At 63.8% G+C, this 16,565-nt stretch carries 19 protein-coding genes; 6 read left to right on the top strand and 13 right to left on the bottom strand.

The annotated features are described in order from the left end of the window. Positions 1-3: 3 nt before the first annotated feature. The 5 genes from pdxA to Q5Z11_RS04720 are packed head-to-tail and all read left to right on the top strand — an operon-like array spanning position 4 to position 3,910. Positions 4-984, top strand: coding sequence for a 4-hydroxythreonine-4-phosphate dehydrogenase PdxA (gene pdxA / locus Q5Z11_RS04740; RefSeq protein WP_303748959.1), 981 nt, complete (start codon positions 4-6; stop codon positions 982-984). Further along, a complete protein-coding gene (gene rsmA, locus Q5Z11_RS04735; protein ID WP_303748958.1) occupies positions 981-1,787 on the top strand; it encodes a 16S rRNA (adenine(1518)-N(6)/adenine(1519)-N(6))-dimethyltransferase RsmA in 807 nt (268 codons plus the stop codon). Before pdxA ends, rsmA begins: the two co-directional genes overlap by 4 nt. A gap of 49 nt (positions 1,788-1,836) precedes the next feature. Continuing rightward, positions 1,837-2,220: a Co2+/Mg2+ efflux protein ApaG gene (gene apaG, locus Q5Z11_RS04730; RefSeq protein WP_303748957.1), complete on the top strand. Its 384-nt coding sequence runs from the start codon at positions 1,837-1,839 to the stop codon at positions 2,218-2,220. Continuing rightward, positions 2,220-3,269, top strand: coding sequence for a symmetrical bis(5'-nucleosyl)-tetraphosphatase (locus tag Q5Z11_RS04725; protein ID WP_303748956.1), 1,050 nt, complete (start codon positions 2,220-2,222; stop codon positions 3,267-3,269). Before apaG ends, Q5Z11_RS04725 begins: the two co-directional genes overlap by 1 nt. Beyond that, positions 3,266-3,910 (top strand): DUF1287 domain-containing protein, encoded by a 645-nt coding sequence (locus Q5Z11_RS04720; RefSeq protein WP_303748955.1) that lies wholly within the window; start codon positions 3,266-3,268, stop codon positions 3,908-3,910. The genes Q5Z11_RS04725 and Q5Z11_RS04720 overlap by 4 nt, the downstream gene beginning before the upstream one ends. 192 nt (positions 3,911-4,102) lie before the next feature. Here Q5Z11_RS04720 and Q5Z11_RS04715 read toward each other — a convergent pair whose 3' ends face one another. From Q5Z11_RS04715 to Q5Z11_RS04665, 11 genes are all read right to left on the bottom strand, one after another. After that, entirely contained in the window at positions 4,103-4,594 is a 492-nt protein-coding gene (locus tag Q5Z11_RS04715; protein ID WP_303748954.1) for a dihydrofolate reductase, read from the bottom strand. Continuing rightward, on the bottom strand, positions 4,591-4,878 hold the full coding sequence (locus Q5Z11_RS04710; protein ID WP_303748953.1) for a hypothetical protein: 288 nt from the start codon (positions 4,876-4,878) through the stop codon (positions 4,591-4,593). Before Q5Z11_RS04710 ends, Q5Z11_RS04715 begins: the two co-directional genes overlap by 4 nt. A gap of 76 nt (positions 4,879-4,954) precedes the next feature. Continuing rightward, positions 4,955-5,749 carry a thymidylate synthase gene (locus tag Q5Z11_RS04705; RefSeq protein WP_293715272.1) on the bottom strand — a complete coding sequence of 265 codons (795 nt, stop codon included), beginning with the start codon at positions 5,747-5,749 and terminating at the stop codon, positions 4,955-4,957. Beyond that, positions 5,746-6,654, bottom strand: coding sequence for a prolipoprotein diacylglyceryl transferase (lgt, locus tag Q5Z11_RS04700; RefSeq protein WP_303748952.1), 909 nt, complete (start codon positions 6,652-6,654; stop codon positions 5,746-5,748). The genes Q5Z11_RS04705 and lgt overlap by 4 nt, the downstream gene beginning before the upstream one ends. A gap of 66 nt (positions 6,655-6,720) precedes the next feature. Further along, complete coding sequence (locus Q5Z11_RS04695) at positions 6,721-7,212, bottom strand: TPM domain-containing protein (RefSeq protein WP_303748951.1); 492 nt, start codon at positions 7,210-7,212, stop codon at positions 6,721-6,723. Further along, positions 7,212-8,147, bottom strand: a complete 936-nt coding sequence (locus Q5Z11_RS04690) for a TPM domain-containing protein (RefSeq protein ID WP_303748950.1) — start codon at positions 8,145-8,147, stop codon at positions 7,212-7,214. Before Q5Z11_RS04690 ends, Q5Z11_RS04695 begins: the two co-directional genes overlap by 1 nt. Before the next feature lie 10 nt (positions 8,148-8,157). After that, positions 8,158-8,790 carry a LemA family protein gene (locus Q5Z11_RS04685; RefSeq protein WP_303748949.1) on the bottom strand — a complete coding sequence of 211 codons (633 nt, stop codon included), beginning with the start codon at positions 8,788-8,790 and terminating at the stop codon, positions 8,158-8,160. Between the two features lie 267 nt (positions 8,791-9,057). Beyond that, a complete protein-coding gene (locus tag Q5Z11_RS04680) occupies positions 9,058-9,807 on the bottom strand; it encodes a TerC family protein (protein WP_303748948.1) in 750 nt (249 codons plus the stop codon). Positions 9,808-9,861: 54 nt separating this feature from the next. After that, on the bottom strand, positions 9,862-10,242 hold the full coding sequence (locus Q5Z11_RS04675; protein WP_303748947.1) for a diacylglycerol kinase: 381 nt from the start codon (positions 10,240-10,242) through the stop codon (positions 9,862-9,864). 147 nt (positions 10,243-10,389) lie between these two features. Then, positions 10,390-11,652 carry a sensor histidine kinase gene (locus Q5Z11_RS04670; protein ID WP_303748946.1) on the bottom strand — a complete coding sequence of 421 codons (1,263 nt, stop codon included), beginning with the start codon at positions 11,650-11,652 and terminating at the stop codon, positions 10,390-10,392. A 136-nt stretch (positions 11,653-11,788) separates the two neighbouring features. Further along, positions 11,789-12,502, bottom strand: coding sequence for a response regulator transcription factor (locus Q5Z11_RS04665; RefSeq protein WP_057630720.1), 714 nt, complete (start codon positions 12,500-12,502; stop codon positions 11,789-11,791). 163 nt (positions 12,503-12,665) lie between these two features. Between Q5Z11_RS04665 and Q5Z11_RS04660 the strand changes: the two genes are divergently transcribed. Further along, complete coding sequence (locus Q5Z11_RS04660) at positions 12,666-13,019, top strand: DMT family protein (RefSeq protein ID WP_303748945.1); 354 nt, start codon at positions 12,666-12,668, stop codon at positions 13,017-13,019. Positions 13,020-13,315: 296 nt separating this feature from the next. Here the strand turns inward: Q5Z11_RS04660 and Q5Z11_RS04655 are convergent, their stop codons facing one another. Both Q5Z11_RS04655 and Q5Z11_RS04650 read right to left on the bottom strand, forming a co-directional pair. After that, positions 13,316-14,242, bottom strand: coding sequence for a DUF6607 family protein (locus tag Q5Z11_RS04655; protein ID WP_303748944.1), 927 nt, complete (start codon positions 14,240-14,242; stop codon positions 13,316-13,318). A gap of 90 nt (positions 14,243-14,332) precedes the next feature. After that, positions 14,333-16,537 carry a TonB-dependent hemoglobin/transferrin/lactoferrin family receptor gene (locus Q5Z11_RS04650; RefSeq protein ID WP_303748943.1) on the bottom strand — a complete coding sequence of 735 codons (2,205 nt, stop codon included), beginning with the start codon at positions 16,535-16,537 and terminating at the stop codon, positions 14,333-14,335. Between the last annotated feature and the right edge of the window lie 28 nt (positions 16,538-16,565).

Genomic DNA, 16,565 nt, shown 5'->3' with positions numbered 1-16,565 from the left:
TCCATGACTGCCCAGCTCGCTCTGGTTCCGGGCGAGCCCTCCGGGATCGGCCCGGAACTTTGCATACGTCTTGCCCAACAGCCGCGCAGTGACTGCCGGCTGTTGGCGTTTGCGGACCCGGATACCTTGCAGGGCGCCGCCAGCGCGCTGAACCTGCCGCTGCAACTGCTGCCCGAGCACGCTGATGCCAGCCGCCCCGGCGACCTGCGCCTGCGTGAAGTCCGCAACGCTGCCCCCTCCCGGTTTGGCCATGCCGATCCGCGCAATGCGCGGGCGGTGATCGATGCCCTGCTCGGCGCCGGCCAGGCCTGTCTGGACGGCAGCCTCGATGGCGTGGTCACCGGGCCGGTGCACAAGGCGGTGATCAACCAGGGCGGCATCGCCTATAGCGGCACCACCGAGTTACTGGCCAACCAGGCTGGCGTCGAAGTGGTGATGATGCTCGCCAATGACATCGTGCGTGTGGCCCTGGCCACCACCCACCTGCCGCTGCGCGAAGTCGCCGATGCCATCACCACTGACAGCCTGCGCAAGGTCATCAGCACCACCGATAAGGCCTTGCGGCGTGATTTCGGCCTGGCGAAGCCGCGCATTGCCGTGCTCGGGCTCAACCCGCACGCCGGCGAAGACGGCCATCTCGGCCGCGAAGAGCTGGACCTGATCATCCCGCTGCTGGAGCAGATGCGTGGCGAAGGCCTGAACCTGATCGGCCCGTTGCCCGCCGACACCGCCTTCCTGCCGGCAAAGCTGGCCGGTTTCGACGCGGTGCTGGCGATGTACCACGACCAGGGCCTGCCGGTGCTCAAGTACAGCGGCTTCGAGCAGGCCACCAACATCACCCTGGGCCTGCCCTACCCGCGCGTCGCGGTGGACCACGGCACCGCCCTGGACCTCGCCGGCAAGGGCGTGGCCGACCCTTCCAGCCTGTATGCGGCGACGGCGCTGTGCGCGCAGCTGGCTGCACAACGTAAAATCAGCCTATGAATTCTGATCATTCCCCGCGCACGGGCTTTACTGCCCCGGCCAAGAAACAGCTGGGCCAGCACTTCCTGGCGGACAAGTACTACGTCGAGAAGATCGTCCTGGCAGTCGACCCGAAGGGCGACGACCGCCTGGTCGAGATCGGCCCGGGCCAGGGCGCCATCACCTTCCCGCTGCTGCGCCGTCATCCCAGGCTGACCGTCATCGAGTTCGACCGCGACCTGATCGTGCCGCTGACCGAGGCTGCCGCGCCGCTGGGCGAGCTGACCATCGTCCACAGCGACGTGCTGCGGGTGAACTTCACCGAGCTCGCCGCAGGCTCCACCATCCGTCTGGTCGGCAACCTGCCCTACAACATCTCCTCGCCGATCCTGTTCCATGCACTGGACCATGCCGCCGCGATCTCGGACATGACCTTCATGCTGCAGAAGGAAGTGGTCGACCGCATGGCCGCCGGCCCCGGCAGCAAGGTTTACGGCCGCCTGAGCGTGATGCTGCAGGCGTTCTGCGAGGTAAAGGCACTGTTCGTGGTGCCGCCGGGCGCGTTCCGGCCGCCGCCGAAGGTGGATTCGGCCGTGGTCCGGCTGATTCCGCGTGATCCGGCCACGGTTGGCATCAACGACCGCAAACGCTTTGCCGACGTGGTCCGCGCCGCCTTCGGCCAACGCCGCAAGACCCTGCGCAACGCCCTCAACGGCGTCATCGATCAGGCCCAGTTCGAAGCCGCCGGTGTGCGCAGCGATGCACGCGCTGAACAGCTGGAAGTTGCCGATTTCATCAGGCTTGCCAACCTGCCGCAGGAATAAGCGCGGCATACACGCAAACCGATCACCTGCTTTTGCTTACACTCTCCCCATGGAAGACACCCGCCACTACGCGATCGAGATCGAGGTCTCGCCTCGTTTCATCGACGACCAGTCGGCCCCTGAAGACGGGCGCTTTGCGTTCGCCTACACGATCCGCATCCACAACCGCGGCACCATGCCGGCGCGGCTGATCAGCCGCCATTGGCGCATCACCGACGGCGAAGGCCGGGTTGAGCATGTCGACGGCGAGGGCGTGGTCGGTGAACAGCCGCGGCTGCGCCCCGGCGAAGAGTTCCGCTACACCTCCGGGGTGATGCTCGGCACCGAGCGCGGCACCATGCAGGGTCACTACGACATGCTGGCCGACGACGGCACCGAATTTGCCGCCACCATCGCACCGTTCGTGCTGGCCATCCCCAGGACGCTGCACTGATGGCGACCTGGGCAATCGGCGACCTGCAGGGCTGCTACGACGTCACCCAGCGACTGCTGGAGAAGATCAACTTCGATCCTGCCAGTGACAAGCTGTGGTTCGCCGGCGATCTGGTCAACCGCGGCGGTCAGTCGCTGGAGACGCTGCGGCTGGTACATTCGCTGCGCGAACACAGCGTCACCGTGCTTGGTAATCATGACCTTTCCCTGCTGGCCATTGGCGCCCGCAGCGAAGAGGAGCAGCGCAAGGTCAACCCGGACCTGCAGCGCATCGTGCTGGCCGAGGACCGCGACGTGCTGCTGGAATGGCTGCGCATGCAGAAGCTGGTACACGTCGACCGCGAGCTGGGCTGGATGATGTTCCATGCCGGGCTGGCGCCGAAGTGGACGGTTGCATTGGCCGAGAAGCACGCCCGCGAAGTCGAGCAGCAGTTGCATGGCAATGGCTATCGCAAGCTGTTCCGTAACATGTACGGCGACAAGCCGGCATGGTCGCCCGGCCTGAGTGGCTACGACCGTTCGCGCGCCATCATCAATATCTTCACCCGCATGCGTTACTGCACGCCCAGCGGGCGTATCGGCATGGAAGACAAGGGCACCCCGGGCACGCAGCCGCAGGGCATGTATCCCTGGTTTGAAGTGCCTGGGCGGGCCGAGCGTGAGTTGAAGATGGTCTGCGGCCATTGGTCGGCGCTGGGCCTGACCATCACCCAGGGCGTGCATGTCATCGATACCGGCGCGGTCTGGGGCGGCAAGCTCACTGCGCTGCAGCTGGACAGCGAAGACCTGCGCGTCGTGCAGGTCCCGGGCCGCGACGTACCCGCACCGGTGCCGGGCCAGCACCCGCCGCGCAAGCCGCGCGCCGAGGCCAAGCCAGAAGCAAAGGCCGAGGCCAAAGCCGAACCCCGCGGCGAAGCGCCGCGCAGCGAGCGCAGCGGCGAACAACGCCGACGCCCGCGCCGCCATCGTCCGCGTGGGCGCAACGGCAATGGCAGCAACAACGGCAACAACAGCACGCCCACGCCGGACAACAACGGACCGGCTGCATGAGGCCCTGGCCATCGGCACTGATGCTGATGGTCATTGCATTGCTTGCAGGCTGCCGTCCGCAGCCCGACGGCACGGAAACAAACCCACCACCGCCGCAAGCAGCCAGCGAGCCCGCGCCGCAGGTCGTATCACCTCCACTGGTTGCGGCCGCACGGGCACAGATCGGGGTAACCACCCGCTACGACCCGGCCTACTTCTCACTGACCTATCCCAACGGCGATCCGCCGCTTGATCGTGGCGTCTGCACCGACGTGGTGATCCGCGCACTGCGCACGCAAGGTATTGACCTGCAGCAGCGCATCAACGACGACATGCGCGGGAACTTCACCGCCTATCCGCAGCTATGGGGATTGTCGCGACCGGACCGGAACATCGACCACCGCCGCGTGCCCAACCAGATGCGCTGGTTCCAGCGGCAAGGCTGGGAGTTACCGATAAGTACCGTCGCCGATGACTACGCCGCCGGCGACATTGTGGCGTGGAAGCTCAATGGCAACGGCCTGCTGCATGTAGGCATCGTTTCCGATCAACGCCTGGACGACGGCACCCCGCTGGTGCTGCACAACATCGCGCAAGGCACGCAGGAGCAGGATCTATTGTTCCGGCACACGATCATTGGGCATTACCGGATGCCGGGGTGATTGGGCGCCGTACGGGGCCCTGAAAGCCAAATACAAGGAGCTACCCCTCCCCAACCCTCCCCTTGGCTACGCCAAAGGGAGGGGGTAACAGCCTTGGCTACGAAAGATGGTGAAGCCGACGAGATCAGCTCCCTCCCTTTGGCGTAGCCAAGGGGAGGGTTGGGGAGGGGTAGCTTTTAGCTTCAGAACAACTCAGCGCCGAACGTAATGCACAAACCGGAACGCAAACGCATGCCGCTCATCTGCTGCACGCGCTTGGCTATCCACTTCCCGCCACAGCGCCGGATCCACTTCCGGGAAATGCGTATCGGCGTTCACCTCGGTATCCACCCAGGTCAAGTGCAGATCGGTGGCCTGATCCAATAGCAGCCGATAGATTTCGCCGCCACCAATCACGCACAACTCATCGGCGCCCTCGCCCGCAGCGATCGCCCGCGCCTCATCCAACGAAGCAACCGCACGCATGCCGGCAAACGGCACCTGGCCGCTACGGGTCAACACCAGATTGGTCCGTCCCGGCAGCGCGCGACCCAGCGACTCGGCAGTCTTGCGGCCCATCAGGATCGGCTTGCCAAGGGTCAGCGCCTTGAAGTGCTTGAAGTCATCCGGCAGATGCCACGGCATCGCGTTGTCATGGCCAATGCCACGATTTCGGTCCAGCGCTGCAACGAGTGATAGCTTCATTGGTCAGGATAAATCTCGTCATAAATCTTGAATGCAGATCGTCGCCCCAGCATCACCAAGGAAACTGCTCCAAAGAAAAACACGATCAACAAGCCCCAAAGCCAAGGATCAACCCGAGCCAAGGCTCCAACAAAATCAAACCTTTCACCACCTACGATCTTGGCGACGATCAATCCAATGGGCGAAACAATGGTGGCAGCGGTAACCGCAACCCCAAGGGCCCCAGACATGGTCATCAGCGTATCAGCGAGCTTTTCCCTAGACTTTTTGGTGTGCCCAGCCATGGTCATCCCTCAATTCAAGTGAGGTTGATTCTTCCAGAATCCAATCTCACCAACTGAGAAACAATCGAATGATCAATCACACCGCCACCGGCGCCTTGATTGCCGGATGCGGGTCGTAGCCATCAATCCGGATGTCATCGAACTGGAAGCCGAACAGATCGGTCACGTCCGGGTTCAACCACAGCTTGGGCAGCGCGCGCGGTTCACGTGACAGCTGCTCGCGTGCCTGCTCGTAATGGTTGGAATAGATGTGCGCATCGCCCAGCGTGTGCACGAAATCGCCCACACCCAGTCCGGTCGCCTGCGCCACCATATGCGTCAGCAACGCATAGCTGGCGATATTGAACGGCACGCCGAGGAAGATATCGCCACTGCGCTGGTAGAGCTGGCAGCTGAGCTTGCCGTCTACCACGTAGAACTGGAACAGGTTGTGGCAGGGCATCAGCGCCATCTGCGACAGCTCGCCCACGTTCCAGGCACTGACCACCAGCCGGCGCGAATCCGGATTGCGCTTGATCTCGTCCACCAGCCATTGCATCTGGTCGATCTCGCGGCCATCGGCGGTGGCCCAGCTGCGCCACTGCTTGCCGTAGACCGGGCCGAGATCGCCGTTGGCATCGGCCCACTCATCCCAAATGTTGACCTTGTTGTCCTTCAGGTAACCGATATTGGTATCGCCCTTCAGGAACCACAGCAGCTCATGGATGATCGAGCGCAGGTGCAGTTTCTTGGTGGTGACCAGCGGGAAGCCCTGGTTGAGGTCGAAGCGCATCTGCCAGCCGAACACGCTGCGCGTGCCGGTGCCGGTGCGGTCGGACTTCTCGGTGCCGTGCTCCATCACATGCTGCAGCAGATCCAGATATTGCTTCATGCCTTCTTCTCTTCCAGTGGGAGCACCGGCTGCAACACCGGCGCGCGGCGCGACATTGCCAGCAACACCAAGCCCAGCACGATCAACGGCAGGCTCAGGATCTGGCCACGGGTCAACCAATCAAACGCTACATACACGCCGTTGTCCGGCATGCGCACGAACTCGACCAGGAAACGGAAGCAGCCATACATCAGCGCGAACAGGCCGGACACCGCGTAACGCGGGCGCGGCTTCATCGAGTAGAACCACAGCACCAGGAACATCACCAGGCCTTCCAGCAGCGCTTCGTACAGCTGCGATGGATGACGTGCGTACTGGGTAAGCAGGCCGGCAGCATAGTCCTGCTGGATCTGCACGGCCGACAGCAGTTGCTCCATCGCCGGCAAACCCGCCGGAATGTCCTTCAGCGGCGAATGCGGGAACACCACGCCCCAGCCGGCATTGGTGAACTTGCCGTACAGCTCGCCACCAATGAAGTTGCCCAAACGGCCAAAGCCCAGGCCCAGCGGCACCAGTGGCGCAACGAAGTCGATGGTGTCGAAGAAATGCAGTTTGTGCTTGCGCGTCCACCACCAGCCGGCGATCAACACGCCAAGCAAGCCGCCGTGGAAACTCATGCCGCCTTCCCAGACCCGCAGCAGGATCAGCGGATTGGCGAGGAAATCGGCGGTTGCGTAGAACAGCATGTAGCCGATGCGCCCGCCCAGCACCACGCCCAGCATCGCGTAGAACAGCAGGTCGGAGAAGCCGTTCATGTCCACGCCCGGCAAGCGCCCGGCAAGGATGCGGGAGCGGCCCAGCCACCAGGCGGCGGCGAAGCCAAGCAGGTACATGACGCCGTACCAGTGCACATCGATCGGCCCCAGCGAGAAAGCGATGGGATCTATGTCATGAAGAAAGAGCATGCGGGCACTGTCAGGCAAACCAGCCCCTATTCTCGGGGTAGCGGCCCTTGCCACTCAACCCATGCTTCAGCCGAACACCTGCGGACGGTCAGGTAGCTCATTGCGCGAGCGCCCTGCAGGATCCGGTGGGAAGTGTGCCGATAGCAGCTGCGAGACTTCGGCCACCGCCGCCAGCACGGCGTCCTCGCGCGTACTCCCGCCCAGCTGCTCGCGCAGGTGATCGCAGATCAGCTGCCACTGCGCCGCATCCACCCGCGCCCGCAGTCCCCGGTCGGCCACGATCTCGATGGCATGGTCGGCCAGCAACAGATAGATCAGCACACCATTGTTGGCCTCGGTGTCCCAGGTACGCAGCAGCGCGAAGGCATGCTCGGCACGGGCGCGGGGGCTGGTGTTCTTCCACAGCAAGCCCAGCGGCAGGTCGGACTCCACCGCGAACATCACCTGGCCGCTATGCAGGCGCTCGCCGTCGGCAATGGCGTGGGCGATCCGGTCCAGGCTGGCTTCCGGGAATGCGGCATGCGCGGAGGGAGCGAAGAAATGTCGTAACCAGCGCATCACCAGCTCCCCGAGGCGCCACCGCCTCCCGAACGTCCACCGCCACCGCCCCAACCGCCGCCTCCGCCGCCTCCGCCGCCTCCGCCGCCTCCGCCGAAGCCTCCACCGCCTCCGCCAAAACCACCACCACCGAAGCCACCGCCGCCGCCCCAGCCGCCGCCGCTGGCAAAACCACCGCTGGAGCCCCTGCCGAACGACAGCACGAACGCCACCAGCGCAGCCAGGCCGCCACCAAACACCGACAACAGCAACCAACCGCCAGCTCCGGCCACCAACCCTGCAACCACACCACGAATCGGCCGTGGCAGCTTGGCCAGCAACACGCGCATGAAGGTGGCAGCAACCACACCAATCATGATCGCGAACATGAAGATCGAATCGCCGTCGCCGCTGCCCCCGCCACCATCGCGGTTGCTGCTGACCGAGGCTGGCAATTCCTCACCATCAATGATCTTGACCAGCACGCCGCTGGCGGCGGTGATGCCACCGGCGTAATCGTTCTGGCGGAAATGCGGCACCAGGTATTCCTGGATCACCCGGTTGGCGATGGCATCGGGGATGGCACCTTCCAGGCCATAGCCCGGCTCGATCCGCACCCGCCGGTCATCCTTTGCCACCAGCAGCAGCACGCCGTCATCCACGCCCTTGCGGCCAATCGCCCACTGGTCGAACACACGGGTGCTGTACTGGGCGATGTCCTCGGGCTGGGTGCTCGGCACGATCAGTACCTGCAGCTGTGCGCCCTTGCGCTGCTGCAGGGCAAGGGCCTGCTGCTCCAGCGCCTGCTTCTGCGCCGCATCAAGGGTGCCGGTGGTATCGACCACCGGCGAATCCAGCGGCGGGATCGGCGCCAGTTGCTGGGCCAGCGCCGGGCCTGCCCAGCCGAGGCCGAACAGGCACAGCAGCAGGCTGAAGCGCTGCAGCACTGCGCTCATCGCGCGCGACTCACTGTGCCGGAGCGGGCTGCGGCGGCGTCTGCTGCGGCGCTGCCGGCTGGCTGCCGAAGCTCACGGTCGGCGGCTGTGCGATCTGCGCCTCGTTGTCGACGGTGAAATTGGGCTTGGCCGCATAGCCGAACATCTTGGCGGTGATCACCTGCGGGAACGAGCGGATGTAGGTGTTGTAGTCCTGCACCAGTTGGATATAGCGGCCGCGAGCGACGGTGATGCGGTTCTCGGTGCCTTCCAGCTGCGCCTGCAGGTCACGGAAGTTCTGGTCCGACTTCAGCGTCGGGTAGTTCTCGCTGACCACCAGCAGCCGCGACAGCGCGCTGCCCAGTTCGCCCTGGGCCTGCTGGAACTGCTTGAGCGAATCGGCATCGTCGGCATTGACCTGGATCTGCCCGACCTTGGAACGGGCATTGGTGACCTCGGTCAGCACCTGCCGCTCCTGCTGGGCATAGCCCTGCACGGTATTGACCAGGTTGGGGATCAGGTCGGCACGGCGCTTGTACTGGTTGACCACCTCGGACCAGCCGGCCTTGACCGCCTCGTCCTTCTGCTGGATGGCGTTATAGCCACAGCCGGAAATGGAAATCACCGCGATGACAAGCAACATCAGGCGAAGGTACTGGCGCATGGGTCTGACCCTGGGTGGCGGGAGTGCCGAGCATGCCACGTTGCCTGTTCAAGGTTTGCAAAGGCCAGCGTCCGACGGCGTACCAGGCTACCAGCTGTAGGAGCGGCGTCAGCCGCGAAGCTGGCACGGCTCGAGTCATGAGCATGCCCGCAATCTGGGCAATGGCCGGCTTCGCGGCTGACGCCGCTCCTACAAAAAAGACAAAGGGCCGGCAGAGCCGGCCCTTCGGGTCCTGTCTTCGGCCGGGGATGCCGGCCAATCAGGCGCTTACCAGTTGTCCGAGCCGGGCACGTGGTGGGCCTTGGCGTTGCGGCGCATCAACAGGTTCAGCCACTCCACCAGCACCGAGAAGCCCATCGCCGCGTAGATGTAGGGCTTGGGCACGTGCACGTCCAGGCCGTCCAGCACCAGCACCGCACCGACCAGCAGGATGAAGGCCAGCGCCAGCAGCTTCACGGTCGGGTTGGCGTCGATGAAACGACCCAGCGGGTTGGCCGCCAGCAGCATCACCGCCACCGACAACAGCACCGCACAGACCATCACCGGGACATGCGAGGCAATGCCGACGGCAGTGATCACCGAGTCCAGCGAGAACACGATGTCGATCACCGCGATCTGCGCGATCACCATGCCGAACGACGACGCCACCTTGGTGGTGGTCGGGTCTTCATCTTCGCCGCCGGTAACCAGTTCGCGGACCTCCTTGATGCCCTTGTAGAGCAGGAACAGGCCGCCCACGATCAGCACCAGGTCACGGATGGAGATGCCCATGCCGGCCACGTTGAACAGGTTCTGCTCCATGTGTGCCAGGTAAGCCAGCGAGATCAGCAGCAGGATGCGGGTGATGCAGGCCACCGCGATACCGACGCGACGCGCCAGCGGGCGCTTCTCTTCGGGCAGGCGCCCGACCGCGATGGAGATGAAGACCAGGTTGTCGATACCGAGCACGATTTCCAGTGCGCTGAGCATGAACAGGGTGACCCATACGTTCGGGTCGGCAAGAAACTCAAGAGACATGCGATCAATCCTTCAATAAAACCATTGCATCAGCGCCACCCGGCAGCTGACTTGTCAGAAAACGCGCGGCAGCAGGATCAGCCCCCAACACAGCAGCACATTCATCATCAGCACGAATACCGCCGCCGAGCCCATGTCCTTGGCGCGGCCAGCCAGCACGTGGTACTCCGGGCCGTAGCGCTCGATCACCGCCTCGATGGCCGAGTTGGCCAGTTCCATGGCCATCACCAGCAGCATCGAGCCGATCATCAGCACCTGCTCGACCGGGCTCTGGCCCAGCCACAAGGCCAGCGGTGCCAGCACCACGAACAGGCAGACCTCCAGACGGAACGAGGACTCGTGCAGCCAGGCGGCTTTCAGCCCCTGCCACGACCACTGCGCTGCCTTCAGGATGCGCGCGGGACCGCGTGGCATATGCCCGATCTGGTCAGCCATGCGACACCTTGTTGTTTGCCGCAGCGCGGCCGAACAAAAGCCTGGAGCCTGAACAACCGCCCATGGAGATGACACCGGTAGCGTGAGATTAGCCCCCAATTTTGCCACATCTGGCCATTGCTTACCGAGGCCAGCGGGCGGTTGGGCTCAGCGGTAGTGCACGGTTGCGGTGGTGCCCTGCCCTTCCTGGCTGGCCAGCTCGATCCGCCAGCCGCAGCGTTCACACAGCCGCCGCACGATCGGCAGGCCCAGGCCCACACCCTGCTGGCGACCGCCCTCAGGACGATAGAAGGGCTCGAAGATCCGCGCCAAGGCCTCGCTGCCCATGCCGATGCCGGTATCGCAGACCACCACCTGGTCGGCTGTCACCGTCACTTCCACCTCGCCGACATCGGTATACAGGCAGGCGTTGCGCAGCAGGTTGGCCACCACCACGTGCATCACCCGTGGCGGCGCCATCAGCATCGGCTGGCCCTCCACCAGCACCCGCAGCTGCACCGGCTTGCCCTGCAGCAACTCCTCGACGTTGGCAGCCTCGTAACGCACCACCTCACCGACATCGAACAGCTCCGACTGCGGCTCCACATCCGCCTCGCGGGCCAGCAGCAGGAAGGCATCGATCACCGCCTCCATGTCCCGGCCGGCACGCTGGATGCGCTGCAGGCTGCGCTGCAGGCGCGGGGTCAGGCCGGAGTCGGCCAGCGCCATGTCGCTGGCCATGCGGATGACGGTCAGCGGCGTGCGCAGCTCATGGCTGGCATCGCGGGTGAAATTGCGTTCGCGGGCGACGTGATCACCGACCTTGCCGGCCATGTCGTGTAAAGCCAGCGCCAGTTGACGGGTCTCGCCCTGAACCTCGGGCGGCAGCCGCTCTGGCGCCAGCTCCCGGGCATCGAGATGGCGCGGGTCCCACAACGAGACCCGCCGCGCCAGCCAGCTCACCGGCGACACCAGCCGCGACGAGGCGCGATAGGTCAGCCACGACACCGCGTGGATTGCCAACAGCACCAGCAACACCCCGGCCCAGATGGCCGCACGGTGCGCTGGCGAGCGCTGGAACACCAGGTACAACCGCCCTTCCGCCTGCTGGTCTACCAGTACCAGTTGATCGGACGACTCCAGCTCATGGAAACCCGGCGACAGTGCGCGCAGCGGCGCGGGTATCGTCGCATCAGCCTGCCCGGCAGGCTGCAGGTAACCGCGGATGTTGAGGGTATTGGGCGGTGCCAGATCCGGCGCCTGTGCACTCTGCTGCCAGTAGTACTGTGCTTCGTTCTGCAGCACCGTGTTGACCAGACCGTACTTGACCACCAAGGCCATCAGGTAGCCACCAAGCAACACCGCCAGACTTGCCAGCAGCGCCTGCACGATGAATGCCTTTCTGATCTTGCGCGGTAAACCGTACGGCATGCGCCCCCCTCGAAGCCCGCGTGATTATAGGGACTGAAGCCGCGTAACCGCAGGAATACCCGACAGAAAAAAACCGCCGCGACTTTAATGGTCCACGGCGGTCTTAAAGGACAGGCGCCAAGCAAGCGGCTGCAGGTCAGCCCATCGATTGCCCGATGTCGGCAATCCGGTAACCCGCGCTCTGCACGGTGTGCAGCAGCGGCCGATCGAACGGTTTGTCGATGATCTTGCGGAGGTTGTACAGATGGCTGCGCAAGGTATCCGAATCGGGCAGGCCATTGCCCCAGATCTCACGCTCGATTTCCTGGCGGGTCACCACACGTGGTGATTCGCGCATCAGGATGGTGAGCAGGCGCAGGCCAATCGGCGACAGCTGCAACTCGCTGCCTGCGCGGGTAGCACGCATGCTGACCGGGTCCAGCACCAGATCGGCCACCTTCAGGACCTCGGCACCCACCTGGCGACGTTCGCGGCGGATCAGTGCACGCAGGCGCGCTTCCAGTTCCTGGATGGCGAACGGCTTGGTCAGGTAATCATCGGCACCGTAGCCAAGCCCGGTGAGCTTGTCGTCCAGCGTGTCGCGTGCGGTCAGCATCAACACCGGCGTCGACTTGCGCGCCTCGTTACGCAGGCGTCTGCACACTTCGATGCCATCCAATCGCGGCAGCATCAAGTCCAGCACCACAACGTCGTAACTGTTCTCGGCAGCCAACCGGTAGCCGTCCAGGCCATCGGCTGCGTAGTCCACCTCGAAACCCTTGCCTTCCAGATATTCGCCAATCATCTCGGAGATGTTGCGGTTGTCCTCGACGACCAGTACCAACCCGGACGATTCCTTTGTCTGTCGCATGGAGCCTCCTTAGTCTTCAGCTTTGTGAAAGATGCCGCACTCCTGGTGGATGTCGTGTGAAGACGCGTCGCGCCTCAATTCGTCACATCTGAAACTTGTTTTACGGGGCAAGTGTTTGCGCGTTCGCGGCCTATGCTATCGACCCGCATCGATGAAACTGGACATGGCCGCCCCTTCCTTTACTGCCTATCTGTACCCGGTACTGCTGCTGGTTGCCAGCAACGTATTCATGACGGTGGCCTGGTATGGCCACCTGAAATTCAAGACCGCGCCGCTGATGACGGTGATCCTGGTCAGCTGGGGCATCGCCTTTTTCGAGTACTGCCTGCAGGTTCCGGGCAACCGCATGGGCAGCGCGGTGTACTCGGCGCCACAGCTCAAGGGCATGCAGGAAGTGATTACCCTGGTGGTGTTCGCGGTGTTTTCCGCCACCTACCTGGGGCAGCCGCTGAAGTGGAACCACTGGGCGGCGTTCGCCTTGATCCTGCTGGCTGCGCTGCTGATGTTCAAGGAATAAGCCCAGAGCGTGTGGGCCTGATGGATGTGAGAGCGGCGTCAGCCGCGAAGCTGGCGCCAATCCAATCAAGGTCATGCCTGTGACCTGATGGACCATCAGCTTCGCGGCTGACGCCGCTCCTACAACCGTACAGCTGCTCTTGCGAAGAAGGCAAAGGAGCGGCCCTGCTCTGCTCCCTCCCCTTGGCGAAGCCAAGGGGAGGGTTGGGGAGGGGTCAGCTCCTGGCCCTTGATGTTGCAGCAGCTTCTCGGCTTACGCCGCTACCACAAGATCAAAAAAGGCCGAACAAAGCCAACTTACCTGGCCGCTTCCACGTACTTCGCAAACACCGCATCGATCTTGCCGGTATCCACCGCCGCGCCGCCCTGGATCTCCTCGGCCTGCTGGAACAGCGGCATGATCATCGCCATGCCATCAAGCTTGGTCTTCAGGTGCACGCCCGGTGCCTTGCCGAGGAAGCCGTCCCAACGCTGGCGTACCTGCGCCCAGAACGGCGCGGTGGCGGCCCAGTAATCGCGTGCTGGCTTGAAGTCCACTTCGGTGGTCTTGATGTAATCGTTGAAGCCGAATTCGCGCGCGATCTCCACCTGGCTGCCGTCCGCATTGCGCTGCACCTTGGTGTTGAACTGCTCGTGGGTCCAGCCGTTCGGGGTCAGCGTGTGCTGGTTCACCACTGCCAGCGCGTTGTAGTCGCTGCGCTTGGTGTACTCGCGGCGCGGCAACGGGCGCCAGCTCAGGTCGCTGGTCCAGGTCGGCACATTGTTGTTGTAGCTCCAGCGGCCGGTACCGCAGTAGCGCGGCGCATCGCTCACTTCGTAGACGCACTGCGTCCATGCCCCCTGGTTCAACGCGGCCGGAATCGCGCGTACGGCCCAGGTCTGCTCGGCAGTGAACTCGAAACGCTGCGCTGCTTCGTAGACCCAATCCTGGCGCCAATGCTTGGTGACGTGGCCGCTCTTGGTATCGACCAGCAGGTGCTGCAGCACGATGCGCTGCGGGGTGTCTTCAACCACGATCACCACTTCATCACCACCACTGCGCATCGCCGACGCGCGTTCGTAGCCGGGCTTGAGCAGCACGGTCTCATCGAAGGCAAAGTCCACCGTGTACTCACCCTGCATTTTCAGGATGCTGTCGTGGTCACGGGCGATATCGGCAGGAGCGGCGCTGGCGGCGGTGCTGGCAAGAATCAGCAGCGGCAGGCTGGCGGAAAGCAGCTTCATGGATGTTCCTTGTGTGGATGAAAGGGATGGCCGTCCATGGCCACGATGCGCTCCTTCGCCGGCTCCTGGAGGAACCGCTAACGTTGTTGCTTACCAGGACACCGAGACGCTGGCCGATACGGTGCGACCCGGGTTGCTGAAGCGATCGATCACGGTGCTGCTGCCGGCCAGCGTCGAGGTGATGCTGGACCAGTCGATGTAGTTGCGATCGGTGAGGTTGAACACGCCGACATTGAACTTGGCACCCGGTGCGAACTCCCAGTGCGCCATCAGGTCCATCACGCCGTAACCGGCCGGACGATACGCCGTGGCCACTGCAACGCGGTCCTTGCGGCGGGCGAAGGTGCCGGCCAGTTCCACGCCCCAATCATCGCGGTCGTACATCAGGCCGACGGTGCCGCGCAACGGATCCACCGAATCCAGCGGGACGTCTTCGGTACGGTTCTGCCCATGCGCCCATGCAACCGCACCGCGCAGGCCCCAGCCCTTCAGCGCATCGCTGACCTGGCCGAAATCCACGCCGGCCTTCAGTTCGGCGCCATAGATGCGTGCGTCGGCGATGTTCTGCGACTGGAACACCATCAGGCCCTGCGCATTGTTGCCGACATAGCGCTGCGATTCGATGAAGTCGCGGTAGTCGTTCCAATAGCCGCTCACACTCATGTAGGCGACCGGGCTGACATAGCGCACGCCCAGCTCCACGCCATTGCTGGTTTCCGGCTTCAGGTCCGGGTTGGGGATGGCGGTGTAGCCGAACATCAGGTTGGTGAAACCGAGGTTGACGTCGTTGTACGGCGGCGAGCGGAAACCGTGCGCGTAGCCGGCGAACAACGACCACTGGTCGTCGAAGCGCCAGACCACGCCCAGCTTTGGCGACACACTGGTCTTGGTCAGCGAGGCCACCGCCATGTCCGGGTTGTCTTCCCTGAAGATCGTGTCCAATTCGGGCTTCAGCCGGTAATGGTCCACGCGTAGGCCGGGCACCACCGACAGGCGACCGTCGGCCAGGCGCATTTCATCCTGCACGTAGAGACCGAGTTCGGTGGTCTTGCTGATCGGGAAATCGCGCACCGGGAAGTTGTCCGGCGAGATGTTGGAACTGACGGTGCCGTTGGCCAGCACCTGGTAACCATCGCGCTTCTGGCGGATGTCGGTGACCGCGCCATCGAAGCCCCAGGTCAACGCATGCGTGACCGAGCCGGTCTCCAAGGCCTTGTTGAACTGCAGCTGCGCACCGTAGACGCGCTGGTCGAAATGGAAGGCGCGATGACGGCGGCTGCCATTGGTCCGGCCTTCGTCGGTGACCTGTTTGGTTTCGCTGTTCTGGCTGTAGATCTGCCAGTTCAGGCTATCGGCGAACGCAGCATCCAGCGCATCCATTTCATGGGCGAAGGACAGCCGCGTGCGGCTCTGCGTGTCGTGCGCCTTCATGCTGGTGGTGGTGCGCGAGGCGGCAACCGGGTGCTTGTCGTTGACCGAGGAGAACACGTCGGTATCGGTGGTGTCCTCATTGCCTTCCACGGTCAGGCGGAAGCGCTGGCTTTCGTCCGGCGCATATACCAGCTTGGCCAGCACGCTGCGGCCATCGCGATCCTGCGGGTTCGGCGCGGTGCGGGTGTAGTCCTTGCTGCGCACATCACCCTTGTTGACCGTTTCCTGGCCCTGGTGGTGGTTGACGTTGACCATGCCGCTCCAGCGTTCACCGCCCCACGCTGCGGTTGCACCGGCCAGCAGGCCCTTCCACTCGCCGTCATAGCCGAACTTCAAGCCGACATAGCTGTCCTTGCCATCCTTCAGGTAGTCGGCCGGGTCCTTGGTGACGAAGGCCACCACGCCGCCCAATGCGTCCGAGCCATACAAGGAGCTGGCCGGGCCGCGCACGATTTCCACGCGCTTGAGCGTTTCCAGATCGGTGAAGTTGCGGTTGCTGTTGGCGAAGCTGCCGATGTTGAAGCTCTTCGGCATGGCGATGCCGTCGGTCTGGATCAGCACGCGGTTGGCGTCCAGGCCGCGGATGCGGAAGCCACCCAGGCCGAAACGGGTAGCGCTGCGGGTGACCGAAACGCCCGGCTCGTAACGCACCAGGTCGGAAATATCGTTGGCCAACTGCTTGTCCAACTGCTCGCGATCAATCACATCGACCGTGGCGGCGACGTCACTGACCGCACGCTCGGTACGGGTAGCGGTGACCTGGACGCGGTCGAATTCATGCACAACGGGTGCAGCGACGTTTTCAGCACGCGCCGGAGACAGTACCGCCCACAGGGCAGCACTCAAGACAGTTGGACGGATCATGGAGGCCTGGAATCATGGAGTGAACAAA

The sequence above is a fragment of the Stenotrophomonas sp. 610A2 genome, assembly GCF_030549615.1.
GTDB lineage: Bacteria > Pseudomonadota > Gammaproteobacteria > Xanthomonadales > Xanthomonadaceae > Stenotrophomonas > Stenotrophomonas pigmentata.
The sequence above is the reverse complement of the archived record's forward strand: the minus strand, read 5'-3'. Positions and strand labels throughout refer to the sequence as shown.